General features: G+C 77.1%; 22 protein-coding genes. 15 read left to right on the forward strand and 7 right to left on the reverse strand.

Annotated features, from left to right (window positions below; all coding sequences use genetic code 11):
* Nucleotides 1-37: 37 nt before the first annotated feature.
* Genes ACI8AX_RS00125 through ACI8AX_RS00135 form a run of 3 tightly spaced genes read left to right on the forward strand, consistent with a single transcriptional unit; the run spans nt 38 to nt 7,010 of the window.
* On the forward strand, nt 38-3,223 hold the full coding sequence (locus ACI8AX_RS00125; RefSeq protein ID WP_456547757.1) for an ATP-dependent helicase: 3,186 nt from the start codon (nt 38-40) through the stop codon (nt 3,221-3,223).
* Nucleotides 3,220-6,555 (forward strand): ATP-dependent helicase, encoded by a 3,336-nt coding sequence (locus ACI8AX_RS00130; RefSeq protein WP_456547758.1) that lies wholly within the window; start codon nt 3,220-3,222, stop codon nt 6,553-6,555. Before ACI8AX_RS00125 ends, ACI8AX_RS00130 begins: the two co-directional genes overlap by 4 nt.
* Nucleotides 6,555-7,010 carry an N-acetyltransferase family protein gene (locus ACI8AX_RS00135; protein ID WP_456547759.1) on the forward strand — a complete coding sequence of 152 codons (456 nt, stop codon included), beginning with the start codon at nt 6,555-6,557 and terminating at the stop codon, nt 7,008-7,010. The genes ACI8AX_RS00130 and ACI8AX_RS00135 overlap by 1 nt, the downstream gene beginning before the upstream one ends.
* A 7-nt stretch (nt 7,011-7,017) precedes the next feature.
* Here the strand turns inward: ACI8AX_RS00135 and ACI8AX_RS00140 are convergent, their stop codons facing one another.
* Nucleotides 7,018-7,854, reverse strand: coding sequence for an alpha/beta fold hydrolase (locus tag ACI8AX_RS00140; protein ID WP_456547760.1), 837 nt, complete (start codon nt 7,852-7,854; stop codon nt 7,018-7,020).
* Nucleotides 7,855-7,895: 41 nt separating this feature from the next.
* Here ACI8AX_RS00140 and ACI8AX_RS00145 point away from each other — a divergent pair, with 41 nt between their 5' ends.
* From ACI8AX_RS00145 to nudC, 6 genes are all read left to right on the forward strand, one after another.
* On the forward strand, nt 7,896-9,308 hold the full coding sequence (locus tag ACI8AX_RS00145; protein ID WP_456547761.1) for a dipeptidase: 1,413 nt from the start codon (nt 7,896-7,898) through the stop codon (nt 9,306-9,308).
* Nucleotides 9,305-10,912 (forward strand): serine/threonine-protein kinase, encoded by a 1,608-nt coding sequence (locus tag ACI8AX_RS00150; RefSeq protein ID WP_456547762.1) that lies wholly within the window; start codon nt 9,305-9,307, stop codon nt 10,910-10,912. The genes ACI8AX_RS00145 and ACI8AX_RS00150 overlap by 4 nt, the downstream gene beginning before the upstream one ends.
* Nucleotides 10,913-10,929: 17 nt before the next feature.
* A complete protein-coding gene (locus ACI8AX_RS00155) occupies nt 10,930-11,817 on the forward strand; it encodes a DUF2510 domain-containing protein (protein WP_456547763.1) in 888 nt (295 codons plus the stop codon).
* Between the two features lie 237 nt (nt 11,818-12,054).
* Entirely contained in the window at nt 12,055-13,365 is a 1,311-nt protein-coding gene (locus tag ACI8AX_RS00160; protein ID WP_456547764.1) for a M16 family metallopeptidase, read from the forward strand.
* Nucleotides 13,362-14,738 carry a M16 family metallopeptidase gene (locus tag ACI8AX_RS00165; RefSeq protein WP_456547765.1) on the forward strand — a complete coding sequence of 459 codons (1,377 nt, stop codon included), beginning with the start codon at nt 13,362-13,364 and terminating at the stop codon, nt 14,736-14,738. The genes ACI8AX_RS00160 and ACI8AX_RS00165 overlap by 4 nt, the downstream gene beginning before the upstream one ends.
* The gene (gene nudC, locus ACI8AX_RS00170) at nt 14,735-15,685 is read left to right on the forward strand and encodes an NAD(+) diphosphatase (RefSeq protein WP_456547766.1); all 951 of its coding nucleotides are present in this window, start codon (nt 14,735-14,737) and stop codon (nt 15,683-15,685) included. The genes ACI8AX_RS00165 and nudC overlap by 4 nt, the downstream gene beginning before the upstream one ends.
* Nucleotides 15,686-15,706: 21 nt before the next feature.
* Here the strand turns inward: nudC and map are convergent, their stop codons facing one another.
* Complete coding sequence (gene map / locus ACI8AX_RS00175; protein ID WP_456547767.1) at nt 15,707-16,477, reverse strand: type I methionyl aminopeptidase; 771 nt, start codon at nt 16,475-16,477, stop codon at nt 15,707-15,709.
* 63 nt (nt 16,478-16,540) lie between these two features.
* Here map and ACI8AX_RS00180 point away from each other — a divergent pair, with 63 nt between their 5' ends.
* A complete protein-coding gene (locus tag ACI8AX_RS00180) occupies nt 16,541-16,807 on the forward strand; it encodes a helix-turn-helix transcriptional regulator (protein ID WP_456547768.1) in 267 nt (88 codons plus the stop codon).
* A gap of 6 nt (nt 16,808-16,813) precedes the next feature.
* Here the strand turns inward: ACI8AX_RS00180 and ACI8AX_RS00185 are convergent, their stop codons facing one another.
* The 3 genes from ACI8AX_RS00185 to ACI8AX_RS00195 all read right to left on the reverse strand — a co-directional run bounded on the left by ACI8AX_RS00185 (nt 16,814) and on the right by ACI8AX_RS00195 (nt 18,508).
* A complete protein-coding gene (locus ACI8AX_RS00185; RefSeq protein ID WP_456547769.1) occupies nt 16,814-17,407 on the reverse strand; it encodes a uridine kinase in 594 nt (197 codons plus the stop codon).
* A gap of 62 nt (nt 17,408-17,469) precedes the next feature.
* Complete coding sequence (locus tag ACI8AX_RS00190) at nt 17,470-18,117, reverse strand: ANTAR domain-containing protein (RefSeq protein ID WP_456547770.1); 648 nt, start codon at nt 18,115-18,117, stop codon at nt 17,470-17,472.
* Between the two features lie 127 nt (nt 18,118-18,244).
* Nucleotides 18,245-18,508 carry a mycoredoxin gene (locus ACI8AX_RS00195; RefSeq protein WP_456547771.1) on the reverse strand — a complete coding sequence of 88 codons (264 nt, stop codon included), beginning with the start codon at nt 18,506-18,508 and terminating at the stop codon, nt 18,245-18,247.
* 126 nt (nt 18,509-18,634) lie between these two features.
* Here ACI8AX_RS00195 and ACI8AX_RS00200 point away from each other — a divergent pair, with 126 nt between their 5' ends.
* The 5 genes from ACI8AX_RS00200 (at nt 18,635) to dapA (ending at nt 22,840) form a co-directional block, all read left to right on the forward strand.
* Nucleotides 18,635-20,629, forward strand: a complete 1,995-nt coding sequence (locus ACI8AX_RS00200; protein ID WP_456547772.1) for an ATP-dependent helicase — start codon at nt 18,635-18,637, stop codon at nt 20,627-20,629.
* A gap of 197 nt (nt 20,630-20,826) precedes the next feature.
* Nucleotides 20,827-21,084, forward strand: coding sequence for a hypothetical protein (locus ACI8AX_RS00205; protein WP_456547773.1), 258 nt, complete (start codon nt 20,827-20,829; stop codon nt 21,082-21,084).
* 135 nt (nt 21,085-21,219) lie between these two features.
* Entirely contained in the window at nt 21,220-21,564 is a 345-nt protein-coding gene (locus ACI8AX_RS00210; protein ID WP_456547774.1) for a WhiB family transcriptional regulator, read from the forward strand.
* A complete protein-coding gene (locus ACI8AX_RS00215; protein WP_456547775.1) occupies nt 21,561-21,854 on the forward strand; it encodes a hypothetical protein in 294 nt (97 codons plus the stop codon). The genes ACI8AX_RS00210 and ACI8AX_RS00215 overlap by 4 nt, the downstream gene beginning before the upstream one ends.
* A gap of 122 nt (nt 21,855-21,976) precedes the next feature.
* Nucleotides 21,977-22,840 (forward strand): 4-hydroxy-tetrahydrodipicolinate synthase, encoded by an 864-nt coding sequence (gene dapA / locus ACI8AX_RS00220; RefSeq protein WP_456547776.1) that lies wholly within the window; start codon nt 21,977-21,979, stop codon nt 22,838-22,840.
* 31 nt (nt 22,841-22,871) lie between these two features.
* Here the strand turns inward: dapA and ACI8AX_RS00225 are convergent, their stop codons facing one another.
* Entirely contained in the window at nt 22,872-24,194 is a 1,323-nt protein-coding gene (locus ACI8AX_RS00225) for an ABC1 kinase family protein (RefSeq protein WP_456547777.1), read from the reverse strand.
* 48 nt (nt 24,195-24,242) lie between these two features.
* On the reverse strand, nt 24,243-25,412 hold the full coding sequence (locus ACI8AX_RS00230) for a ThiF family adenylyltransferase (RefSeq protein ID WP_456547778.1): 1,170 nt from the start codon (nt 25,410-25,412) through the stop codon (nt 24,243-24,245).
* Between the last annotated feature and the right edge of the window lie 76 nt (nt 25,413-25,488).

The following is a 25,488-nucleotide window of genomic DNA, read 5'->3' on the forward strand; positions in this document are numbered from 1 at the left end:
CCGCGGGACTGTCGGCACCCCGTGTTCCCATGGGGACGTGGCAGTGCGGGGGGACGTCGAGCCGGTCTACCGGCTCGTGCAGGCCGACGCGCCGCCGGTCGTCCGGCCGCGGCTCGACCGGACCCAGCAGGCGGTCGTCGACCACCCCGGCGGCCCGCTGCTGGTGCTCGCCGGACCCGGCACGGGGAAGACGACCACGATCGTCGAGGCGGTCGCCGCGCGCATCGACCGCGGGGTCGACCCCGAGCAGGTCCTCGTCCTGACCTTCAGCCGCAAGGCCGCCGCCGAGCTCCGCACCCGCATCACCGCCCGGGTCGGCCGCACGATCCGCGAGCCGCTGGCGCGCACGTTCCACTCCTACGCCTACGGGGTGCTGCGCCGGGCGGCGCTGCTGCGCGGGGAGGCGCCGCCGCGGCTGCTGACCGCCGCCGAGCAGGACGCCGTCGTGGCCGAGCTGCTGCGCGGTGACCTCGCCGAGGAGGGCGCGGTCCGCTGGCCGGAGTCGCTGACCCCGGCGCTGACCACGGCGGGGTTCCGCACCGAGCTGCGCGAGCTGCTGCTGCGGGCCACCGAACGCGGCGTCGGCGCCGACGTGCTGGCCGCGTGGGGGCGTGAGCTCGGCCACGACGCGTGGGTGCACGCGGCGGCCTTCCAGGAGCAGTACGAGGCGGTCACCGCCTTCTCCACCGCCGGGCGCGGTGACGCCTCCGGCTACGACCCGGCGGAGCTGGTCCGGGCGGCGATCGCGGAGCTGGCCGCCGACCCCGACCTGCTGCGCGCCGAGCGCGACCGGGCCCGCTGGCTGTTCGTCGACGAGTACCAGGACACCGACCCCGCCCAGGTCGAGCTGCTGGAGCTGCTCGCCGGGGGCGGCGGCGACCTGGTGGCCGTCGGCGACCCCGACCAGGCCATCTACGCCTTCCGGGGGGCCGAGCCGCGGGGCATCGTGGAGTTCCCCGAGCGCTTCCGGCACGCCGACGGCCGGCCCGCCGCCCGCCTGTCGCTGGGCGTCTGCCGCCGCTCCGGCGCCGAGCTGCTGGCGATCAGCCGCCGGGTCGCCGAGGGCCTGCCCGGGCCCTGGGAGCACCGGCGCCTGCAGCCGGCCGAGGGCACCGACCCGGGTGCGGCAGAGGTGCACGTCTTCGCCTCGACCGCGGTCGAGGCCGCCTACGTCGCCGACGCGCTGCGCCGCGCGCACCTGCTCGACGGCGTCCCGTGGTCGGAGATGGCGGTCGTGGTGCGCACGGCGCTCGCGCTGGGCCCGCTGCGGCGCGCGCTGACCGCCGCCGGGGTGCCGGTCGCGGTCTCCGCCGACGACCTGCCGCTGCACGCGCAGCCGGCGGTCGCCCCGTTCCTCGGCGCCCTGACCGTGCTGCTGCCGCGGCCCGGCGTCGCGGCGGGGGAGCTGCCGCTCGACGAGCCCGCCGCCGAGGCGCTGCTGGCCTCGCCGCTGGGCGGCGCCACCGTGCTCGACCTGCGCCGGCTGCGCCGTGCGGTGCGGATCGCGCTGGCCAGGCGCGGCGTGGACGCCGCCGAGCGGGGGGTGCCGCTGGCCACCGTCCTGACCGACGAGTTCCTGCTCGCCGAGCTGCCCGAGCACGTCGCGCGACCGGCGGCGCGCGTGGCCGGTGTGCTCGCCGCCGGGCGGGCGTCGCTGGCCGCGGGCGGCACCGCCGAGGACGTGCTCTGGGCGATGTGGCAGCGCAGCGGGCTGGCCGGCCGGTGGGCGCGGGCCAGCGCCGCCGGAGGGGCCGCCGGCGCCGTGGCCGACCGCGACCTGGACGCGGTCGTGGCGCTGTTCGACGCCGCCGCCGGCTTCGTCGACCGCCTGCCCTCGGCGGACGTGCGGGCCTTCGTCGAGCACCTCGCCGCCCAGGAGCTACCCGGTGACACCGGCGCCGCCCGCGCCGCCACGCCCGAGGCGGTCCGCGTGCTGACCGCGCACGCCAGCAAGGGCCTGGAGTGGGACGTGGTGTGCGTGGCCGGCGTCCAGGAGGGGCTGTGGCCCGACCTGCGCGACCGCGGCTCGCTGTTGGCCACCGAGCTGCTGGTGGAGCGCGCGGCCGGCATCGACGGCGCCGCGGTCGACCGGCGGACGCTGGCGCTGGCCGAGGAGCGGCGGCTGTTCTACGTCGCCTGCACGCGGGCCCGCCGCCGGCTGCTGGTCACCGCGGTCGAGGGGGCGCTCGACGGAGCGGACGCCGGCGCCACCGCCTCACGCTTCCTCGACCTGGTCGCCCCGCCGCCCGAGGACGGCCGGCCGCTGACCGCGCTGCCGCGCTCGCTCACCCTCCCCGCGCTGGTGGCCGAGCTGCGCCGGGCGGTCACCGACCCGCAGACCCCGCCGGCGCGCCGGACCGCCGCGGCCGCGGTGCTGCGCCGGCTGGCCGACGAGGGCGTGCCCGGCGCCTCGCCCGACGACTGGTGGGGGCTGGCACCGCTGTCCGACGACGCGCCGCTGGTCCCCGAGGAGCTGACCGTGCGGGTCCGGCCCTCGGCCATCGAGACCTTCCAGCGCTGCCCGCTGCGGTGGGTGCTGGGCGCGGTGGGCGCGGAGGCCTCGCCCGACGCCACCCGCACGGTCGGGTCGGCGGTGCACGCGGTCGCCCAGCGGGTGGCCGACGGGCTGCCGGCCGCCGAGGCGCGGGACGCGCTGGCCGCCGAGCTCGACCAGCTCGACCTCGGGCCCGGCTGGTCCGACCAGCGCCAGCGGGTGGCCGCGCACGACATGCTCGACCGGTTCCTGCGCTGGCACGCGGCCAACCGCCGCGAGCTGCTGGCCGCCGAGGCCGACTTCGACGTCGTCCTGGGCCGGGCGCGGATCCGCGGCCAGGTGGACCGGCTGGAGCGCGACGCCGAGGGCCGGCTGGTCGTCGTCGACCTCAAGACCGGCAAGAGCGCGGCCCGCGACATCGAGACCCACGGCCAGCTCGCCGCCTACCAGGTGGCCATCGCCGCGGGGGCCTTCGGCGAGCACGGCAGCGACCCGGGCGGCGCGGCGCTGCTGCAGGTCGGCTCGGGCGCCAAGGCCAAGGAGCAGCACCAGGAGCCGCTGCCGGCCGGCGTCCCGGTGGAGTCGACCTGGGCCGGAGAGCTGCTGGCGCAGGTGGGGGAGGGCATGGGCGCGGCGACGTTCGAGGTGCGCACCGGCAGCCACTGCTCGCGCTGCCCGGCCCGGCGCAACTGCCCGCTGCAGGAGCGTGGCCGGCAGGTGACGTCGTGAGGTCCCGCTCGTCGGCGCCCGAGGACCAGCTGTCCTTCGACGACCTGTTCGGCGGTGCCCCGGAGCCGGCCCCCGCCCCGCGCCGGGTGCTCAGCCCGGCCGAGGTCGCCGCCCGGTGCGGGCTGTCCTACGCGCCGTCGGAGGAGCAGGCGCGGGTCGTGGCCGCGCCGGCCGACCGTCCGCTCGTCGTCGTGGCCGGCGCCGGGTCCGGCAAGACCGAGACCATGGCCGCCCGGGTGTCGTGGCTGGTCGCCAACCGGGTCGTGGAGCCCGAGACCATCCTCGGCCTGACCTTCACCCGCAAGGCCGCCAGCGAGCTCAACGAGCGCATCCGGCTGCGGCTGGGCGCCCTGGCGCGCCACCCGGAGACCGAGCCGGAGCTGCGCGAGCGCCTCGCGATCGCGATGCCGACGGTGTCGACCTACCACGGCTACGCCGCCGCCCTGGTCGCCGAGCACGGCCTGCGGATCGGCGTGGAGCCCGGCGCCGGCGTGCTCGGGCCGGCCATGTGCTGGGGGCAGGCCGCCACCGTCGTCACCGGCTACACCGGCGACATGGACGACGTCCCGCTCGGGCTCGTCTCCACCGTGGAGGACGTGCTGGCGCTGGCCGCCGAGCTCGGCGAGCACGACGTGACCCCCGCGGCGCTGCGCGCGTGGACGGCGAAGCTGGAGCACCAGGTCGCCGGCTACCCCGACGCACCGCGCAAGAAGGGCCCGTACGCGCCGGTGCTGGAGATGCTGACCCGGCAGCGGGCACGGGTCGCGCTGCTGCCGCTGGTCGAGGCGTTCGAGGCCCGCAAGCGCGCGGCCGGCGCGATCGACTACGCCGACCAGGTGAGCCACGCCGCCCGCATCGCCGTCGCCGCCCCCGAGGTCGGCCGGCGCGAGCGCGCCCGCTGGCAGGTCGTGCTGCTCGACGAGTACCAGGACACCAGCGTCGGCCAGCTGCGGATGCTCGAGGCGCTGTTCGGTCGCACCACCGGCCACCCGGTCCTGGCCGTCGGCGACCCGCGGCAGTCCATCTACGGCTGGCGCGGGGCCTCGGCCGGCACCATCGAGCGCTTCGCCCGCACCTTCCCCGGCGCCCGCGGGAAGCCGGCGCAGCGGCTGACGCTGGCGACCAGCTGGCGCAACGACGAGTCGGTGCTCGCGATCGCCAACGCCGTCTCCGGCCTGCTGCCCCCGCCGCCGCAGGAGCTGCCCGACCTCGCTCCCGCGCCCACGGCCGGCCGCGGCGCGGTGACCGTCGGGCTGTACGAGACCGTCGCCGAGGAGAACGCGGCGCTCGCCGACCGGCTGGCCGCGTGCTGGCACGGCACCGACCCGCAGTTCCCGGTGCGGGAGGGCGGGAAGCGGCCGACGGTCGCGGTGCTCGTCCGCACCCGCAAGCAGCTCCCGGCCATCGCGGCGGCCCTGCGCGAGCGGGACCTCCCCGTGGAGGTCGTCGGCCTGGGCGGGCTGCTCGAGGTGCCCGAGGTGTCCGACGTCGTCGCCACGCTGACCGTGCTCGTCGACCCCACCGCCGGCGACGCGCTCGGCCGGCTGCTCACCGGCGCCCGCTGGCGGATCGGGCCGCGGGACCTGGCCGCGCTCGAGGCCCGCGCCCGCGCGCTGGTGCACGCCCGCAAGCCGGTGACGCCCGCCGAGGGCACCGACCCCCAGCAGCGGCCGGAGCCGCCGAGCGAGCGCGGCAGCATCGTCGAGGCCCTCGACGACCTCGGCGACCCGTCCGCCTACTCGGCCGCGGCCTGGCGCCGGCTGCGCCGGCTCGGCGCCGAGCTCGACCGGCTGCGCGGCCGGCTCGGCGACCCGCTGCCCGACCTGGTCGACGAGGTCGCCCGCACCCTCGGCCTGGAGACCGAGCTGGCCAGCGCCCCCGGCGTGAGCCCGGCCGGCGCGCGGGCCCACCTCGACGCGCTGCACACCGTCGCCGCCGAGTTCACCGAGCTGGCCGAGCTGCCGTCGCTGCCGGCGTTCCTCGGCTACCTGCGCGACGCCGAGGAGCGCGAGCGGGGCCTCGAGCCCGGCGAGGTGGCCGTCAACCCCGAGGCCGTGCAGCTGCTCACCGGGCACTCGGCGAAGGGTCTCGAGTGGGACGTCGTCGCTGTCCCCGGGATGACCGCCGACCAGTTCCCGGCGAAGACCGACAGCAGCGACTCCTGGATCAAGGACCCGGGCGCCATCCCGGTCGACCTGCGGGTGACCGACCGCGAGGAGCTCCCGCGGCTGCGACTGCCGGTGCCCGGCTCGGGCGACCAGGCCGTGGTCCGGGCCGCCCTCGAGGACTACGTGGCCGAGTGGAAGGAGTTCGGCCTCGCCGAGGAGATCCGCATCGGCTACGTCGCGGTCACCCGCGCCCGGCACCTGCTGCTGTGCTCGGGCAGCTGGTGGCGCGACGGCGTGAAGCCCTGCGGCCCCTCGGTGCTGCTCGACACCGCGCGCCGAGCCTGTGCCGCCGGCGCCGGCGTCGTCGTCCACTGGGCCGAGCCGCCGGCCGAGGGCGCCACCAACCCGGCGCTGGAGGAGTGGCCGGTCGGTGTGTGGCCGGCCGACCCGCTGTCCGAGCCCCGCCGCCGGGCGCTGACCGCCGCGGCGCAGCTGGTCGACGCCTCCGAGCCGCACCCGCTGCAGGCCGAGCGCCTGGGCGCCGACGACCCGCTGGTCGACTCCTGGGTGCGCGACGCCGACCTGCTGCTGCGCGAGCGGGCCCGCACCGACCGCCCGCAGGTCGACGTCCCCCTGCCCTCCCACCTGTCCGTGTCCGCCCTGGTCACGCTGCGCCGCGACCCCGCCGAGCTGGCCCGGCGGCTGCGCCGGCCGATGCCGGCCGCGCCCGCGCCGCAGGCCCGCCGGGGCACCGCGTTCCACGCCTGGCTGGAGGAGCGCTTCGGTGCCTCCCGGCTGCTCGACCTCGACGAGCTGCCCGGCTCCGGCGACGAGCTCGCGGTGCCCGACAGCTCGCTGGCCGACCTGCAGGAGGCCTTCCTCGCCAGCGAGTGGGCCGACCGGCAGCCGGTCGAGGTCGAGGTCCCGTTCGAGACGCCGCTGGGCCCGCTGACCCTGCGCGGGCGGATCGACGCCGTCTTCGCCGACGAGGCCGGGAACTACGAGGTCATCGACTGGAAGACCGGCCCGCCGCCGCGCGGCGCGGAGCTCGCGGCGGTGGGCGTGCAGCTGGCCGCCTACCGGCTGGGCTGGGCGCGGCTGACCGGCGTCCCGGTCGAGCGGGTCAGCGCCGGCTTCCACCACGTCGGGGCGAACCTGACCGTGCGCCCGGTCGACCTGCTCGACGAGGCGGGGCTCCTCGCGCTGGTCAGCGGCACGGCCTGATGCGGATCCGCGACGCCGTCGAGACCGACCTCCCGGCGGTCGTGGCGATGTACGCCGATGACACCCTGGGCGCGACGCGGGAGGGGCCGGCCGATCCGCTGCCCGAGGAGTACCGGCGGGCGTTCGCCGCGATCCGGGACGACCCGCGGCACCGGCTCGTGGTCGCCGAGGACGACGACGGGGCGATCCTGGCCACCCTCCAGCTGTCGTTCCTGCCGCACCTGGTCCGCCGGGGCGGCGAGCGGGCGCAGGTCGAGGCGGTCCGGGTCGCGGCGGGGCAGCGGGGGAGCGGCGTCGGGCGGCGGCTGCTCACCTGGGCGGTCGAGGAGGCCCGCGCCCGCGGCTGCGTCCTGGTCCAGCTGACCACCGACGCGGCGCGCCCCGACGCCCACCGCTTCTACGAGGGCCTCGGATTCACGGCGAGCCACGTGGGGATGAAGCTGCCGCTGGCCTGAACCGCGCTCAACTGGAGGCGATGCGGTCCAGGATCGCGCGGGCCAGCTCCTCCGGCGCCTCCTCGGGGATCCAGTGGCTGACCCCGGGCAGCTCCACGAAGCGGTAGTCGCCGGTCACGTACTCGCCGCACCCCTCCGCGGCGATCCGGCCGATCGCGACGTCCCCGTCGCTCCACACGTAGGTCGTCGGGACGGCCACGTCGTCCACCGGCGTCGAGGAGCTCATCGCCCGGTACCAGTTGAGCGCCGCGGTCAGCGCGCCCGGCGCCGAGAGCACCGCGACGTACTCGTCGACCGACTCCTCGGGCACCACGCCGCCGAACATCCGGCGCAGCCGGCGCGCGTCGTCGGCCAGCAGCACCTCCTCGGCCTTGCCCTCCTGCCAGAACAGCCGGATGTAGGCCGACCGCTCCTGCTGCTCGGGGTCGCTGCGCCACGCGGCGGTGAACGCGGTCGGGTGCGGCACCGACACCGCGGTCAGCGAGCGCACCCGGTCGCCGTGCCACGCGGCCAGGGCCCAGGCGGCGTTGGCACCCCAGTCGTGCCCCACGACGTCGGCGACCGGCGCGTCGAGCGCGGTCATCAGGTCGGCGGTCACCTGCGCCAGGTTGGTCATCGCGTAGGCCTCGACCTCCGCAGGTCGCGCACCGGGGGAGTAGCCGAGCTGGTCGACGGCGTAGGTGCGCAGCCCGGCCGAGGTCAGCAGCGGCGTCACCGCGGCCCACGACAGCGACGTCTCCGGGAAGCCGTGCAGCAGCAGCACCGGCCGGCCGTCCTCGGGGCCGTCGGCCCGCACGTCGAAGGTCAGGTCGCCGACGTCCACGCGCTCCAGGGCTGCCGTCACACCCCAGACGCTAGCCGGACCGCCCGGTTACCGTCGCAGCCGTGACCAGCCCCGAGCGCGCGTTCGTGCACGCCCACCTCGACGACCTGCACGCCGACCTCGACGCGTGGCTGCGCATCCCCTCCATCTCGGCCGACCCGGCGCACGCGCCCGACGTCGCGCGCAGCGCCGAGTGGCTGGCCGGGGCGCTGCGCCGCACCGGCTTCCCGACCGTCGAGATCTGGCCGACCCCCGGCGCGCCCGCGGTCTACGCGGAGTGGCCGTCGGCCGACGCCGGCGCCCCGGTCGCGCTCGTCTACGGCCACCACGACGTGCAGCCGGTCGACCCGGTGGAGCTGTGGGAGCACCCGCCGTTCGAGCCCACGGTCGTCGAGGGGCCGGACGGGCCGGAGCTGCACGCCCGCGGCGCCATCGACGACAAGGGCAACGTCGCGTTCCACCTGCTCGGCCTGCGGGCGCACCTGGCCGCCACCGGCCGCGACACCCCCGCGGTCACGGTCAAGCTGCTGGTCGAGGGCGAGGAGGAGTCGGGGTCACCGCACTTCGCCGCCCTGCTGCGCGAGCGGGCCGAGCGGCTGGCCTGCGACGTCGTCGTCGTCAGCGACACCGGCATGGTCGCCCCCGACGTGCCCAGCGCCGTCGTCGGGATGCGCGGCCTGGCCGACGCCGAGATCACCCTCCGCGGCCCCGCGGTCGACCTGCACTCCGGGTCGTTCGGCGGCGGCGTGCCCAACCCGCTGCACGCCATGGCCGCGCTGCTCGCGGCGCTGCACGACGACCAGGGCCGGGTCACGCTGCCGGGCTTCTACGACGCCGTCCGCCCGCTGTCCGACCGCGAGCGCGAGCTCCTGGCCCGCGTGCCGTTCGACGAGCAGGCCTGGCTGGCCGGACCGGCCGCCTCCCGCACCACCGCCGGCGAAGCGGGCTTCAGCACCCTCGAGCGGATCGGCGCCCGCCCGACGGCCGAGGTCAACGGCATGTGGGGCGGCTACACCGGCCCCGGCCACAAGACGATCATCCCGGCCGAGGCGCACGCCAAGCTCACCTTCCGCCTGGTCGCCGACCAGCGCCCGGAGGACGTCGCCGCGCAGGTCCGCGCCTGGGTGGACCGGCACCTGCCCGCGGGCATCGAGGCCGAGGTGCACACCCCGCCCGGCGGGGTCTCGCCGTGCGCCAGCGACCTCGACTCCCCGGCGATGTCGGCCCTGCTCGCGGCCATCGGGCGGGCGTTCGACCGCGATCCCGCCGACGTGCTCTTCACCCGCGAGGGCGGCAGCGGGCCGGAGGCCGACCTGGTCGACGTCCTCGGCGCGCCGCTGCTGTTCCTCGGCGCCGGCCTGCCGACCGACCGCATCCACTCGCCCAACGAGCGGGTGCTCCTGTCGATGCTGCACCGCGGCGCCGAGGCCGCGGCCCACCTGTGGCGGGAGCTCGCGGCGGTGCCGCGCCGGTGAGCTCGTCTCTGGAGGGCTGGTCGTTCGGGCCCTACCGCGTCCTCGGGGTGCTCGGCCGCGGGGGCATGGGGCAGGTGCTGCGCGCGCACGACGCCGAGCACCAGCGCGACGTCGCGCTGAAGCTGCTGCCCGCGCAGTGGGCCGCCGACGAGCACTACCGCGAGCGGTTCCGCCGCGAGGCGCAGATCGCCGCCCGGCTCAACGAGCCGCACGTCGTCCCGATCCACCGGTACGGGGAGATCGAGGGGCAGCTCTTCCTGGACATGCGGCTGGTCGAGGGCGAGGACCTCGGCTCGCTGCTCGCCCGCTCCGGCCCGCTCGCGCCGGCCCGCGCGGTGGACGTCGTGGGGCAGGTGGCCCGGGCGCTGGACGCCGCCCACGCCGGCGGCCTGGTGCACCGCGACGTCAAGCCCTCCAACGTGCTGCTCGTCGGCCGCGCCGACGGGGGTGACCTCGCCGGCTCGGCGCCGGGGGAGGACTTCGCCTACCTCGCCGACTTCGGCATCGCCCGCGTCGCCGCCGAGGCCACCGGCCCCGGCCTCACCGGCACCGGGCTGGCCGTGGGCAGCACCGACTACATGGCGCCCGAGCGCTTCACCCGCGAGCCGCTGGACGGCCGCGCCGACGTGTACTCGCTGGCCTGCGTGCTGTTCGAGCTGCTCACCGGCCGCCGCCCGTTCGCCCCCGGCGACCCGATGGGGCTGATGTACGCCCACCTGCACGAGGAGCCGCCGGCGCCGTCCGGCCTGCGCCCGGGGGTGCCGGCGGCGCTCGACGCCGTCGTCCTGCGCGGACTGGCCAAGGACCGCGAGCAGCGCTGGCCGAGCGCCGGCGCCATGGCCGCCGCGGCCCGCGAGGCCCTCGCCGGCAGCGGGGTGCAGGTGCCCGCGCCGGACGGCGACCGCACCGCCGTCACCCCGCTCTCCTGGGACGGCGCCGACCGGCCGGCCACCCGCCGGCAGTCCGTCGCCGGTGCCCCGCCCACCGTGGTCGGCGCACCCGCCACGCCCTCCGCGGCGGCCCCGCGGCGCCGGAGCCCGCTGCCGTGGGTGCTCGTCGCGCTGCTCACCGCGGCCGCGGTCGCCCTCGCCGTGCTCGTCGTCGTCCTCGACCGGCGGGCCGACGCCGCCGGCGACGACGTCACCGAGACCGCCGACCGGCTGCTCGCGCTCGCCCTGCCCGGCGACCTCACGCCGGCCGACTGCACCACCGGGGACCCCGGGGACGGCGAACTGCGCGTCCTCACCTGTCCCGACGGGGACGACGACACCGAGGTCCCGGACGGCACGCACGCGCTCCACGCCGACGACGGCGCGGAGCAGGCGCTGCAGGCCGAGGTCGACGCCCGGGGGCTCGCGCGCCTCGACGACGTCTTCGACTGCGGCTCCGGCGACACGCCCCAGGGCTGGCTGCGCCTCACCGACTTCGACGACGTGGAGCTGGGGTCGCTGGCCTGCTACGTCGACGACGAGGGGGACGCCGTCCTCGCCTGGACGTGGGACGACCTCGGCAGCTACTCCGTCGTGGAACTGCGGGGCGGTGGGGAGGACGGGCTGGGCGACCTCCGGAACTGGTGGGGTGACGACGCCGACCGCGGCATCTGATCTCCTACCCTGACCCCGTGACCGGACCTGGCGAGCCCTCCGCGCCGGCGGGCTGGTACCCCGACCCCGACGGTTCCCCCGGCATGGTCCGCTGGTGGAACGGCCTGACCTGGTCCGACGTCACCACGCCGGCCGGTCCCGGGGTCGCCGTGCAGTCCGCGCCGACCGCCGCGACGACGGTCGCACCCGCCCGCCCGGTCACCTACGCGCCGGCCGGCGCGCCGCCGCCGCGCCGCGGCCGGGTGGCCTGGTGGGTCGGACTCGGGGTGCTGGGCGTGGTGCTCGTCGTCGTCCTCGCGACGCTCGTGGGCCGCGGCGGGGGAGGCAGCCCGGGCGAGCCCGGCGCCTCAGGCGACCCGGCGGTGCCCTCCGGCCAGGCGTTCCCGCCGGGCACCGTGCGGATCATCGACGAGGCCGCCGGCATCGCCTACCCGTACCTGGGCGACGGCTGGTTCGAGTACGACCTGTTCCCGATGTCGGAGACCACCGAGACGGCGGGCCAGTACTTCATCACCCAGGAGCAGGTGCCCTCCGGCGGCAACTTCATCGCCCAGTGCACCTCCGGGCCGCTCGCCCCCGAGTTCGGCTACGCCGGCCCCGGCAGCCTCGAGGCCACGCTGCAGCAGGTCGTCGACAGCGCGCGGGTGAGCTACTACCCGGCGCCCAACGAGCAGGAGATCCGCCGCGACGAGGCGCTCACCGTCGACGGCGCCCCGGCCCACCTCATCGAGTTCCAGCTCAGCTGGGACGTCGAGGGCTACGAGGCGACCGGCGAGCGCGCGGCGCTGCTGCTGGTCGACGTCGGCCGCGCCCAGCCGGCCCTGCTCTACCTGTCCATCCCCAACACCCACGCCGAGCTCTACGGCGTCATCGACCAGGTCATCGCCTCGGTCGACGTGCTCTGACACCGTCGGCCTCCGGCCGACGACCGCGGCCAGGTGCCGTCCCCCTGCGGCGCTGAGCCCTGTCGTCGCACCCGGCGGGGACCCTCCGGGCCCGCCACCGGGCACGACCACTGCGCAGGGGCGGCTCTCGTCAGGTGCGCGGACGTCCCCGGCTTCCTCGCAGCCGTCTCCGTCGGGCTGGTGCCCGCACCTGGCCGCGGTGCGGTCCGGAGGACCACAGAGGCATAGGGTCGGAGCGTGACAGCAGCTGGGGCCGACCTCATCCTCCGGCACCCGGTGCAGCGCTTCCGCCTCGACAACGGCCTGCGGGTCGTCCTGGCGCCCGACCGCAGCGTGCCGGTCGTGGCCGTGACCGTCTTCTACGACGTCGGCATGCGCAACGAGCCCGAGGGCCGCACCGGATTCGCCCACCTCTTCGAGCACCTCATGTTCCAGGGCTCGGCGCACGTCCCGAAGATGGAGCACGCCCGGCTGGTGCAGGCCGCTGGCGGCACCTTCAACGGGTCGACCCACCAGGACTACACGAACTACTACGAGGCGCTGCCGTCGGAGGCGCTCGAGCGGGCGCTGTTCCTCGAGGCCGACCGCATGGCCGCGCCGGCGATCACCGCCGAGAACCTCCGCAACCAGATCGACGTGGTCAAGGAGGAGATCCGGGTCAACGTGCTCAACCGGCCCTACGGCGCCTTCCCCTGGCTGCAGCTGCCGACGGTCGCGTTCGAGAGCTTCGCCAACACCCACGACGGCTACGGCTCGTTCGTCGACCTGGAGTCCTCGACGGTCGACGACGCCGCCGACTTCTTCCACAAGTACTACGCGCCGGGCAACGCCGTCCTCTGCATCGGCGGCGACCTCGACGTCGCCGAGACCGAGCGGCTCGTGCAGCGCTGGTTCGGCGCGGTCGAGGCCCGCGACGTCCCGCCGACCCCGCCCACCGGGGAGCCCTCGCCCACCACGGTCCGCTCCGCGGTCGTCGAGGACCGGCTGGCCCCCGCGCCCGCCGTCGCGCTCGGCTGGCGGGTGCCCGACCCGGTCGGCGACCTCGACACCTACCTCGGGACCGTCCTGCTGGCCGAGCTGCTCAGCGAGGGCGACGCCTCCCGCCTCGAGCGCCGGCTGGTGCACGACGACTCCCTCGCCGTCGCGCAGAGCAGCTACGTCGGGCTGTTCGGCGACCCGTTCGACGTCCGCGACGCCACGCTGCTCACCACGCAGGTGCACCACCCGGCGTCCGTGCCGGTGGACGCCGTCGTCGCCGCGGTGCACGAGGAGATCGGGGAGGTGGCCGCGCAGGGCGTGGAGGCCGAGGAGCTCACCCGCGTGCAGGCCCGCGCCGAGGCGCAGCTGCTGCGCCAGGCCGACAGCGTGCTCGGCCGCACCCTCGGGTTCGCCGCCGCCGAGCTCGTGCACGGCAGCGCCGAGCTGGCCGGCGAGCTCGCCGCCCGGCTCGCCGCGGTGACCCCGGAGCAGGTGCAGACCGCGGCCCGCGGCCTGGACCCGGACACGGTGGCGGTCCTGGAGCTGAAGGCCACGGGAGGACGTCGATGACCTCGGTGCTCGACCTCGACCTCGTCCCCCCGCTGGGCGAGCCCCGCCCGCAGCCGGAGCTCGCGGTCACCGACCGCACGCTGCCCACCGGGCTGCGCGTCGTCGTCGTCCCGCGTCCCGGCGTGCCGCTCATCGAGCTGCGGCTGCGGGTGCCCTTCGCGGCCGGGTCGGCCCGCGCCGCCGCCCAGCACGCGGCCCGCGCCTCCGTGCTCGCCGGCGCCGTGCTGCTGGGCACCGAGCGGCACGACCAGACCGAGATCGCGCAGCTGGTGCAGGCGCAGGGCGGCGAGCTGGCGGTCTCCACCGACCCCGACCGGGTGCTGTTCTCGACCACCCTGCTCGCCGAGGGCCTGACGCCGGTCCTCGACGTCCTCGCCGAGCTGCTGACCGCCGCGACCTACCCGAACGCGCAGGTCGAGGCGGAGCGCGCGCGGGTGGCCGAGCGGATCGCGATCGCCCGCTCGCAGCCCGGCGTCATCGCCCGCACCGCGCTGGCCGAGCGGCGCTACGGCGCCCACCCCTACGCCCTGCAGCTGCCCGCCCCCGAGCAGGTGGCCCTGGTGCGCGCGACCGCGCTGCGCAAGCTGCACCGGGAGCGGCTGGTCCCCGCGGGGAGCACGCTGGTGCTCGTCGGCGACCTCGACCCGGAGGCGGCCGTCGACGCCGTCGGCGCGGCCCTGGGCGGCTGGGCCGGCGAGGGGTCGGCGGTGACCGCCCCCGTGGTCACCGAGCAGGAGCACCGGGCGCTGCAGGTGGTCGACCGGCCGGGCGCGGTGCAGTCGAACCTGCGGCTCGGCGGGCCCGCCCCCCGGCGCACCGACCCCGACCTGGCCGCCGTCCGGCTGGCCAACATGGTCTTCGGCGGCTACTTCTCCTCCCGGCTGGTGGAGAACATCCGCGAGCGGCGGGGCTACACCTACAGCCCGCGCAGCTCGGTCGACCACCTGGCCGCGGCGTCGTCCTTCCTGGTCGAGGCCGACGTCGCCACCGAGGTCACCGGGCCGGCGCTGCTGGAGACGGTGTACGAGCTGGGCCGCATGGCGCTGCTGCCGGTGACGGAGGGCGAGCTCGACGGCGCCCGCCGCTACGTCCTGGGCAGCATGGCGCTGTCGACGGCGACGCACGCCGGCCTGGCGAGCACCGTCTCGGCGCTCATCGGCGCCGGCCTCCCGCCGGAGTGGCTGGCCGAGCACCAGCGCGCACTGGCCGCGGTCACCGTCGAGGAGGTGCAGGAGGCGGCCCGCCGCTACCTCGCGCCCGACGGGCTCACCGCGGTCGTCGTGGGCGACGCCGGGCAGATCGCGGAGCCGCTGCGGGTCCTCGGCCCGGTCGAGGTCGCGGCGGGCGCCGAGCAGTCCCCGGACGGCGCATGAGCGTCCCCGACGGGGGGAGCACCCCGGCCGACAACCCGCCGGACGCCTGGGGCGCGGACACCCGCCCCACCACGGGGCTGACCCCGGTCCTCTCCCGCTCCGCGCACGACCGCGCCCACCTGGCCCGGTCGCTGCCCGACCCGGCGGGGGGCCGGCCGGTGCGCGTCCTCACCGTCGACCCGCGCGGCGCCGTCCCGGTGCGCCGGGCCGGCGACCGGCCGCGGCTGGTGTGGGCCGAGCAGCCGGCCCTGCCGACGGGGGCGGTGTACCTCGGGGAGGCCGACGGCGTGCCCTACGCCGCCGTGCGCGGCGAGCGGGCGCTCACCGTCGACGGCGCGCAGGTCGACGGCTGGCACGACCTGCGCGAGCTCGGCGCCGACCTCGACGACCTCGACGCCGGGCTGCTCGCCCAGGCCATCGGGATCCTCGAGTGGCACGCCCGCGCGCGGTTCAGCCCCCTGTCCGGCTCGCCCACCACCATCGAGAAGGCCGGCTGGGTGCAGCGGGACCCGGTCACCGGCACCGAGCTGTTCCCGCGGACCGACCCGGCCGTGATCATGCTCGTCCACGACGGCGGCGACCGCTGCGTGCTCGGCCGGCAGGCGGTCTGGCCTCCGGGGCGGTTCTCGATCCTCGCCGGGTTCGTCGAGCCGGGGGAGTCCGCGGAGGGCGCGGTCGCGCGGGAGGTGTTCGAGGAGGTCGGCGTGCACGTGACCGACGTCCGCTACGTCGCCAGCCAGCCGTGGCCGTTCCCGCAGTCGCTGATGCTGGGCTTCACCGCCCGCGTCGAGGGCGACCCCACGCTGCGGCTCGACCCGACCGAGATCGAGGAGGCCCGCTGGTTCACCCGCGACGAGCTGCGTTCGGGCGAGGGGCCCAAGGCGCTGCCGCCGCCGGTGTCGATCGCGCGGAACATCATCGACCGCTGGGTGGCCGGCGAGATCTAGGCCGGCCGGCGCCGGGTGGGGTCAGCGCCGGGCGAGCGTCAGGACCTCGGCGCCGTCGTCGGTGACGGCGACCGTGTGCTCGCTGTGGGCGGTGCGGCAGCCCGTCGCGCTGCGCAGCGTCCAGCCGTCGGCGTCGGTGACCAGTTCGTCGGTGTCGGCCATGACCCACGGCTCCAGCGCCAGCAGGAGGCCCGGCCGCAGCGTGTACCCCCGGCCGGCGCGCCCGGCGTTGGGCACGTGCGGGTCCTGGTGCATCGTCGAGCCCACGCCGTGGCCGCCGAACTCGGTGTTGACCGGGTACCCCGCCCCGCCGAGGACGGCGCCGATGGCGGCGGAGACGTCCCCGATGCGGGCCCCGGGGCGGACGGCGGCGATCCCGGCGGCCAGCGCCCGCTCGGTCGTGCCGATCAGCCGCGCGTCCTCCGCCGACGCCGTGCCGACGACGAAGCTGATCGCGGAGTCGGCCACCACGCCGTGCAGGGAGACGGCGAGGTCCAGCGAGAGCAGGTCGCCGTCGGCCAGGTCGCGGTCGTGCGGCAGCCCGTGCAGCACGGCGTCGTTGACCGACGTGCAGATGTGGTGGCCGAACGGGCCCCGCCCGAAGGACGGCGCGTAGTCGACGTAGCAGGACTGCGCGCCCGCCTCGGTGATCATCTCCCGGGCCCAGCGGTCGACGTCGAGCAGGTTCGTGCCGACCTCGCAGCGACTGCGCAGCGTCTGCAGGATGCCGGCGACCAGGGCACCGGCCGCCCGGGCGCGCGGCAGCTCCGTCGGGGCCAGGATCTCGATCACGCGGCACCTCTCGCGGCTGGGAGAACTGTCCCGGTAAGACTATCCCGGTACTAGAATCACGCCGTGGTCAGGTCGCCGCTCACGCCGGAAGAGGTCGAGCGCGGGCAGCGGCTCGGCGCCCTCCTGCGCCGGGCCCGCGGGGAGCGCTCGATGCTGCACACCGCGCTCGACGCCGGGGTCTCGCCCGAGACGCTGCGCAAGATCGAGTCCGGCCGGGTGGCCACGCCGGCCTTCCCGACAGTGGCCGCGATCGCCGGCGTCGTCGGCCTGTCCCTCGACCAGCTCTGGGCCGAGGTCAACCGGGCCGCGGGGGACCGGCTGGCCTCCTAGGGCCGGTCAGGGCGCCGCGGCGAACCGCCCCTGCAGCACCAGGGCGGGGTGGTCGGGGGAGTCCGCCAGCACGACCGCGTCCGCCAGCGCCACGGGGTCGACCTCGTCGTCGTACCGGTCGAACGCCGGCAGCTGCCAGGCGTCGGCGTCCGGCGTCCGGCGGCGCCGGGCGGCGGGCCCCACGCGCAGGTGGACGACGACGTCGAACGCCAGCCCCAGCCCCTGCAGCAGCGACCCCGCGACCAGCACGACACCGCCGGGCGGCAGGGGGCGGCGGGGCACCCGGGCGGCGCGGTCGCGGGCGAGGTCCCACAGCACCGGCAGGTACTCGCCGCTGCCGCCGGGACCCAGCGGGTCGAGCACCTCGCGGGACAGCGCGCCGGCGTCCAGCCAGTCGGTGTACCGCGCGTCGGGGTCGGTGCGGCCGTGCTCCAGCCGCAGGGACGCCGGCCGGTAGAAGCCCGGGGCGGGCACCACGGCGGCCGGCCGGCCCAGGGCGGGCAGCCGGTCGGCGACGGCGCCGGCCAGCGCGGCCGGGTCGGCGGCGTCCGGGCCGTCGACGGCGACGCGCAGCGCGGTCGCTCCCGGCTCGGGGGGCACCGCGGCGAGCAGCCCGGCGAGGCGGTCGACCAGCCCGTCGGGGGTGACCGGTTCCGGGCGGGTCAGGAGCGGCCGTCCCCCGGGACGACGGCGCCCGAGCGGGTACGGGTCCGCCGTCCGCCGGCGGCGCGCGGGGCCGGGGGAGCGACGGCCGCGGTGGCCGCCTCCGTGGGCGCGTCGGCCGCGCCGGCGGTGAGCGGGACGGCGGGGCGCTCGTCGAGCTCGGCGAGCACCTCGCGGGCCAGCTCGTGCACCGGGCGCCCGTTGCGGCGGGCCTCGCCGCGCAGCAGCTCGAACGCGGAGCGCGGGGTGGTGCGGTGGCGCTCGGCGAGGACGCCGATGGCCCGCTCGGTCGCCACGCGGGCGGCCAGCGCGTGCTCCAGCTGGGCGACGGTGCGCTCCAGGGCGGCCAGCCGGGCGTCCCGCGGGTCCACCTCGGGCCCGGGTTCGCCGGTGGCCGGGCCGCGGGCGGCGCGGCGGGCGCTGCGGTCGGGCTCGGGGACCACGCCCGCGGCCTCGGCCAGCAGGTCGGCCAGCGAGAGGCCCTCCAGCAGGTCGCCGACGTCCGCGGAGCCCTCCGGCGCCACGACCGACCACCCGCGCTCGGTGCGCACCACCATCACCGGCGAGACCGCAGTCGCCCCGTCGACGGCCCCGTCGGTGTCCGGGCAGCCGGGGGCACGGCGGGCGTGCTCGAGACGGTTGCTCACGTGACGACCTCCGAGGCCGGGCGGGGAACGCGGGTGCACGCGGCCGCTGCGCTGGGGCCGTGCGGACACCGATGATGCACCGTCCCCCCGCGTCCGCGGGGGACCGGCGCCCCGGAGGGGGTGGCGCTCAGGCGCCGGGCAGCTGCGCCAGCTGGGCCTTCACCTGGTCGATGCTGGGGTTGGTCAGGGCCACGCCGTCGGCGAAGACGAGCGTCGGCACGGTCCGGTTGCCCCCGTTGGCGGCCATGACGACGTCGGCGGCGCCCTCGGTCACCTCGATGTCGACCTCGGCGAACTCGATGCCCTCGCGCTGCATGAGCTTCTTGAGCCGGTTGCAGTAGCCGCACCAGGTGGTGGTGTACATGGTCACGGCGGCGGTCGCGGCGCTCATCGAGGGGGTCCTCCCGGTGCTGACGTGGTTCGGGTACGGGACGGTCCCGCCGTCCCGACCGGGCAACACCGCCCGGCTGTGGATGCTTCCCCGGACCCGTCGCACCCGGCTGGGAGGATCAGGGACGTGAGCGAGGGAGAGCGGGGCGGCGAGGCGGTGCTCGCCGGTCTGGACGACGAGCAGCGGGCGGCGGCCTCGGCGGTGAGCGGACCGGTCTGCATCCTGGCCGGCGCCGGCACGGGCAAGACCCGCACGATCACCCACCGCATCGCCTACGGCGTCCACGTCGGCGCGTTCGCCCCCGAGACCGTGCTGGCCGTGACGTTCACCGCCCGGGCCGCAGGCGAGCTGCGCACCCGGCTGGCGTCCCTGGGCGTCGGCGGGGTGCAGGCCCGCACCTTCCACGCCGCGGCGATGCGGCAGCTGCGCTACTTCGCCCCCCAGGTGCTCGGCGGGCCGATGCCGCCGCTCATCGAGAACAAGCTGCGGGTGGTCGGCAACGCCGCGGCCCGTCACCGGCTGACCACCGACCGCACCAGCCTGCGCGACCTGGCCAGCGAGATCGAGTGGGCCAAGACCACGCTGGCCACGCCCGAGGACTACCCGGCCAAAGCGGCGGCCGCCGGTCGCGAGCCACCGTTCGAGGCCGCCGCCGTGGCGCAGGTGTACGCCTCGTACGAGGCGGCCAAGCAGCGCGACGGCGCCCTGGACTTCGAGGACCTGCTGCTGGTCACCGCCTACGCGCTGGAGGAGCACCAGCAGGTCGCCCGCCAGGTCCGCGCGCAGTACCGGCACTTCGTCGTCGACGAGTACCAGGACGTCAACCCGCTGCAGCAGCGCCTGCTCGACGCCTGGCTCGGCGGCCGCGCCGACGTCTGCGTCGTCGGCGACCCGAACCAGACCATCTACTCCTTCACCGGCGCCGACCCCGACTACCTGCTCGGCTTCGCCGACCGCTATCCCGACGCCGAGGTGGTCAAGCTCGAGCGGGACTACCGCTCCACCCCGCAGGTCGTCGCGCTGGCCAACAAGCTGATCGGGCAGGCGCCGCGGCGGAAGGGGCTGCCGGGGCTGCGGCTGCTCGGCCAGCGCGCCGAGGGCCCGGCGCCGCGCTTCGCCGAGCACCCGGACGAGCCGGCCGAGGCCGCGGCGGTCGCCGCGGCCTGCCGCGCGCTGGTCGACGCCGGCACCCCCGCGGCCGAGATCGCCGTCCTGTTCCGGATCAACGCCCAGTCCGAGGTCTACGAGAACGCGCTGACCGATGCGGGGGTGCCCTACGTCCTCAAGGGCGGCGAGCGGTTCTTCGAGCGGCCCGAGGTCCGCGAGGCGGTGCTGCTGCTGCGCGGCGCCGCGGCCGGCGGCACCGAGCCCGGCGCCCTGGTCCCGACCGTGCGCGACGTGCTGGCCTCCACCGGCTGGGTCGAGCACCGGCCCCCGGCCGGCGGCGCGGCGCGGGACCGGTGGCAGTCGCTGTCGGCGCTGGTCGACCTCGCCGTCGACCTCGTGGCGGAGAACCCGTCGCTGGACCTGGCGGGCTTCGTGAGCCACCTCGCGCAGCGCGCCGACGCCCAGCACGCGCCCACGGTCCAGGGCGTCACCCTGGCCTCGATGCACGCCGCGAAGGGCCTGGAGTGGGACGCCGTGTTCGTCGTCGGCCTGGTCGACGGCGTCGTCCCGATCGCGCAGTCGCTGGCCCGGCCCGACGCCGTCGAGGAGGAGCGGCGGCTGCTCTACGTCGCCGTCACCCGCGCCCGGGAGCAGCTGACGCTGTCCTGGTCGCTGGCCCGCAACCCCGGCGCCCGGCGCAGCCGTCCGCGCAGCCGCTTCCTCGACGGCCTGGCGCCCGACGCGGCCGCGGCCGTCCCGGCTCGCAAGCCGAAGAAGACGAAGGTCGTCCTGGACGGCGAGGCGGGCGAGCTGTTCGAGAAGCTGCGCGCCTGGCGCAGCTCCGCGGCCCAGGCGGCCTCGGTGCCGGCCTACGTCGTCTTCCCCGACGCGACCCTGCAGGCCATCGCCGAGACCCGCCCGGCGACGCTGCGGGAGCTGGCCGGCCTGCCCGGCATCGGCGCCCGCAAGCTGGAGCTGTACGGCGAGGACGTGCTGGCGACCGTCAGCGAGTGACCGGGGACACATCGTCCCGACGCGACGGTGCGTCCGACGCCCGTCCCGCGTCCGGAGGACGCGCCCGTTAATTGCGTTGACCGCCCTCCGCGGCGGCCCCTACTGTCCTGATCGCGCCCGGGGAGCACCTCGGGCCGCACCGACTCCGGTGCCGCCGACCACGGCTGCACCGCGTCCCCGGGAGAGGGGTGGCACAGATGATCGACATGACCTGGACCGCCCCTGCCCTCGTCGCCGGGGCCCTCGCCGCGCGTCCGTCGACGGTCCGCGCCTGCGCACCGACCGTCGCCACGCCGCCCGCTGGCGTCCCCGCCCCGGTGTACGGCACCCGTGTGCCCTCCGCCCGCCTGCGCGCCCTCACCGGCGGCATGCCGTTCGGCGCCGGCACCGATGAGCAGCACATCCAGAACAAGTCCACCCTCGGGATCCACTCCCCGGGCAGGCCGCTGAGCTAGCGCTCACCGGACCTCCTCGAGGCCGCGGAACCCGAACCCCGGGATCCGCGGCCTCTGTCTTTCTGCGGCACCCGGCCCCGACCCCAGGTCGGCGAACCCGCCGGCCGCAGACGACGAGTACGAGGAGGAGCGGCAGTGCAGTCGACCCTGACCCGCCCGACGTCCCACCGCCGACCCGGGCTCCCCCGGACCGGCGGCAGCACCCCCCGTCAGCCCTCGGCGCCCCTGTCCCCGGCGCCGGTCCGACGGCCGCTGCCGTGCCGCGAGGACGACCGCGACCTGTGGTTCGCCGAGCGGCCCGAGCAGCTCGAGATGGCCAAGGCGCTGTGCGCCGACTGCCCGGTGCGCGACGCGTGCCTGGCCGGCGCCCTCTCGCGCGGCGAGCCGTGGGGCGTCTGGGGCGGCGAGATCTTCGAGCGCGGGGCGGTCATCGCCCGCAAGCGGCCGCGGGGGCGTCCCCGCAAGGTCGTCGCCGCGTGAGCGGCACCGACACCGGCGCCCACACCGGCACCGGCACCCACACCGACACGCACACCGACACCACCCGACCACCTCGACGGCGGACGCTGTCGCGGGCGGTCGCCCTCAGAGACGAGGCGATCCAGATGTACGGCTACGAGTACGACCTGGCCTGTGACCGGCTCGCGGAGCTGCGGTCCCAGGCCGACACGGCCGGGCGGCTGCGCCGGCTGCGTGCGGCCCGCCGGTGGGCGCGGCGCGCCGAGCACGCGCGGCTGCGCGCCGCGCGGGCCAGCGCCGCCGTCCGCTGACGGCGGCACCGACCGCGGGGGAGGCCCCGCACCGACCGAGGCCGGTCCCGGACGCTTCCCGGTGCGTCCCGGGACCGGCCTCTCCGCGCTTCGCTGCGCGACCGGCGGATAGCCTCGGCCGCGTGTCTCCCTTCGGTCCCGTCCTCACCGCGCTGGTCACCCCGTTCGACGACGACGGCCGCGTCGACGAGGAGGCCTTCGTCGCGCTCCTCCGGCACGTCTGCGCGAACGGGTCGGACGGGGTCGTGGTCTGCGGCAGCACCGGCGAGGCCCCCACGCTCTCCGACACCGAGCACCTGCAGCTGGTCGAGCTGGCCGTGGGGGAGCGGCCGGCCGGCGCGCAGGTGGTCGCGGGCACCGGCTCCAACGACACCCGCCACGCCTGCGAGATGACGGCCCGGGCCACCGAGCTGGGCGTCGACGGCGTCCTCTCCGTGACGCCGTACTACAACAAGCCCAACCGCCGCGGGCTGCTGGCGCACTACCGCGAGATCGCGCGCAGCACCGACCGGCCGGTGCTGCTCTACAACATCCCCTCGCGCTCGGTCGTCGACGTGCCCAACGACCTGCTCGCCGAGATCGGGCACAGCGCCGAGAACATCGTCGGCGTCAAGCAGGCCAACGACGCCAACCTCGCGCCGATCGAGGGGCTGGACCTGTACGCGGGCAACGACGACACCTTCGCCCGCGCCCTCGACCTGGGGGCGGTCGGCGGCATCCTCGTCGCCAGCCACGTCGTCGGCCCGCAGATGCGGCGGATGGTGACCGAGCCCGAGCGGCGCGCGGAGATCGACGCCACGCTGCGCGACCTGTACGCCGCGCTGGCCGTGACCACCAACCCGATCGGCATCAAGCGGGCCCTGCAGCTGCTCGGCCACTGCCAGGCCGGCCTGCGGCTGCCGCTCGTGGAGGCCGACGAGGCCGAGACCGGCGTCGTCCGCGCCGCGCTGGAGCGGCACGGCCTCCTGGAGCCGGCCGCCGCCTGACCTCGCCGTCCCCGACGGGGGCGGGGGCCGGTCAGCCCGTGAAGCCGGGCAGCCACTCCTCGAGCACGGCGCGGAAGTCCCCGGCGGAGTCCAGCTGGCACAGCACGCCGATCGACCCGATCGTCACGCGGTGGATCAGCAGGTAGGCCGGCGGGAGGTTGAGCTGGCGACCCAGCCGGCTCGCCTCGTTGCGGGGGTCGGCCACCCGGGCGGCCTGCTCCTGCATCCAGGCCCGGGTGAAGTGGAAGTGGTCGGTCTCGATCGGGGCCAGCAGCGGAGCGAGGTAGTCGAGCACGCCCTGGGCGTCGACCTCGATCCCGGCGCGGATGAAGCCCTCCGCCCGCAGGTCGACGAGCACGTCGTCCGCCCGGCCCTCGAGCGCCCAGCGCAGCAGCCGGCCGATCGGCTCGGGGTGACCGTCGGGCAGGCGGGCGGTCGCGCCGAAGTCGATGACGCCGAGCCGGCCGTCCCGGGTCAGCCGGAAGTTGCCCGGGTGCGGGTCGGCGTGCAGCAGCCCCGCCCGCTGCGGGCCGGAGAAGTGCAGCTCGGCCATGAGCAGGCCGGCGCTGTCGCGCTGCTCGCGGGAGCCGTCGGTGATGATCTTCGAGAGCGGGATCCCGTCGAGCCACTCGGACACGATGACCTTGGGCGCGCTGGCCACGACCCGGGGGACGACGATCCGCGGGTCACCGGCGTAGGCCGCGGCGAACTGCCGCTGGGCATCGGCCTCCAGCCCGTAGTCGAGCTCCTCGATGACGCGCGCCTTCAGCTCCGCGATGAGCGGCTTGACGTCCATGCCGGGGAACAGAGCCGCGAACAGGCGCGCGAAGCGGGCCAGCTGGTTGAGGTCGGCCATGAGCGCCGTCGCGGCGCCCGGGTACTGGATCTTGACCGCGACGTCGCGGCCGTCGCGCCAGGTCGCGCGGTGCACCTGCCCGATGCTGGCCGCGGCGGCCGGCGCGTCGTCGAAGTGCCGGAACCGCTCGCGCCACTTCCCGCCGAGCTGCTGGGCGAGCACCGCGTGGACGGTGCGCACCGGCATCGGCGGCGCCTCCTCCTGCAGCTTGACCAGCGCCTCGCGGTACGGGGCGGCGACCTCCTCGGGGACCGCGGCCTCGAACACCGACAGCGTCTGGCCGAGCTTCATCGCCCCGCCCTTGAGCTGGCCCAGCACGGCGAACAGCTGCTCGGCGGTGCGCTGCTGCAGCTCCGCGGTGACCGCCTCCGAGGACTGACCCGACAGCCGCTTGCCGATCCCCAGCGTGGCGCGGCCGGCGGCGCCGAGGGGGAGGGACGCCAGCCGCGCGGTGCGGGCCATCGAGCCCCTGGGGATCCCCCGCTCGCTGTCGGGCACGTGTCCTCCTCGCTGTCCCCCGCAAGCGGGGTGGCCCCAGCTCGTCGGTCACGGCGCTCGCAGGTCGTCGTTCCGGAGGGGGCCCTCCGCCCGCCACTCCGGGGACCATTGTCCCCGCACGGGTGCCGGAACGCCGAGCGCGGGTCCGCGCGCGTCCCCCGACGGGGTCCCCGGAGGCGCCTCGAGGCACCCGCAGGCGGCGTGCGCGGGCCAGGGCCGGCGGGCAGGGACCAGGTCCGGCGCCCGCAGCTCGACGGTCGCCCCCAGCGCCGCGGGGGCGCCGCTGCCGTCGAGGTAGGCCAGCACCTGCTGGGCGGCGGTCAGCGCCGTCAGCAGGCAGGAGACGGTCGAGCCGCTGGCCGGCGCCTCCCCGGCGGTCAGCTGCGCGGCCAGGGCCGGCCACGCGGGGTCGGCGTCGCGGCGGTGCAGGTCCGCGCACCGCAGGCAGCTGCTGCGCCCGGGGACGACGAGCGGGCCGACGACGCCGGTCTCGCCGCGGACGGTGGCCACCAGGTGCACCGTGCCCGCCCGCTGCAGCCCCGCCACGAGCGGGTCGGCCGCCGCCCAGGGGGAGGTCAGGACCACGAGGTCGGGCGCGGTCCCCTCGGGCAGCGGGCGGACGTCGGCCAGCGGACTGGCCCGGCGGACGGCGTCGGCGGCGGCCAGCGACCGCGGCCGGCCCTCGTCCGAGGCGGACAGGCCGCCCACGACGGCGTCAGCGGCGGTGACGACCCCGCGGTCACGGACGGCGACCCGGCCCACGCCGCTGGCGGCGAGGACGGCGGCCAGGGGCACCCCGACCCGCGTGGCGCCCTCGACCACCACGGACGCCCCGCGGCGAGCCGCCCACCGCGCCCGGCCCGCCGAGGGTGCGCGGACCGCGGGCAGCTCGGCCGCGGTGCGCGCCGTGGCGGCCGGTCCGACCTCGGCCGCGAGCAGGTCGGCGGGATCGAGGTCGACGAGCAGGCCGGTCGCCCGCAGCCCGTCGAGGAGCCCGGTCACGGCGGCCGGGTCGAAGCCGGCCGCGGTGGCGTCGGCCAGCACGAGCCGCTGCGGACGGCGGCCGTCGAGCCCGCGCAGGAGGGCGGTGAGCTCCGCCGCGCCCGGCTGCACGAGCAGCCCGTCGCCGGTGTCCACGCCGCCGACCTGGACGGCGTCGGCGGCCCGGCGCAGCAGCGGGGTGGCCGGGGGGAGGAGCGGGTGGGCGGTGTCGGACACGCGCGGCAGCCTCGCACCGCCGGCCGGCCCGCGCCGCCGTCGTCCACAGCCCCCGGGGGCGGCCGGGAAGGGCGCC

This window comes from Blastococcus sp. SYSU D00813 (assembly GCF_054050735.1).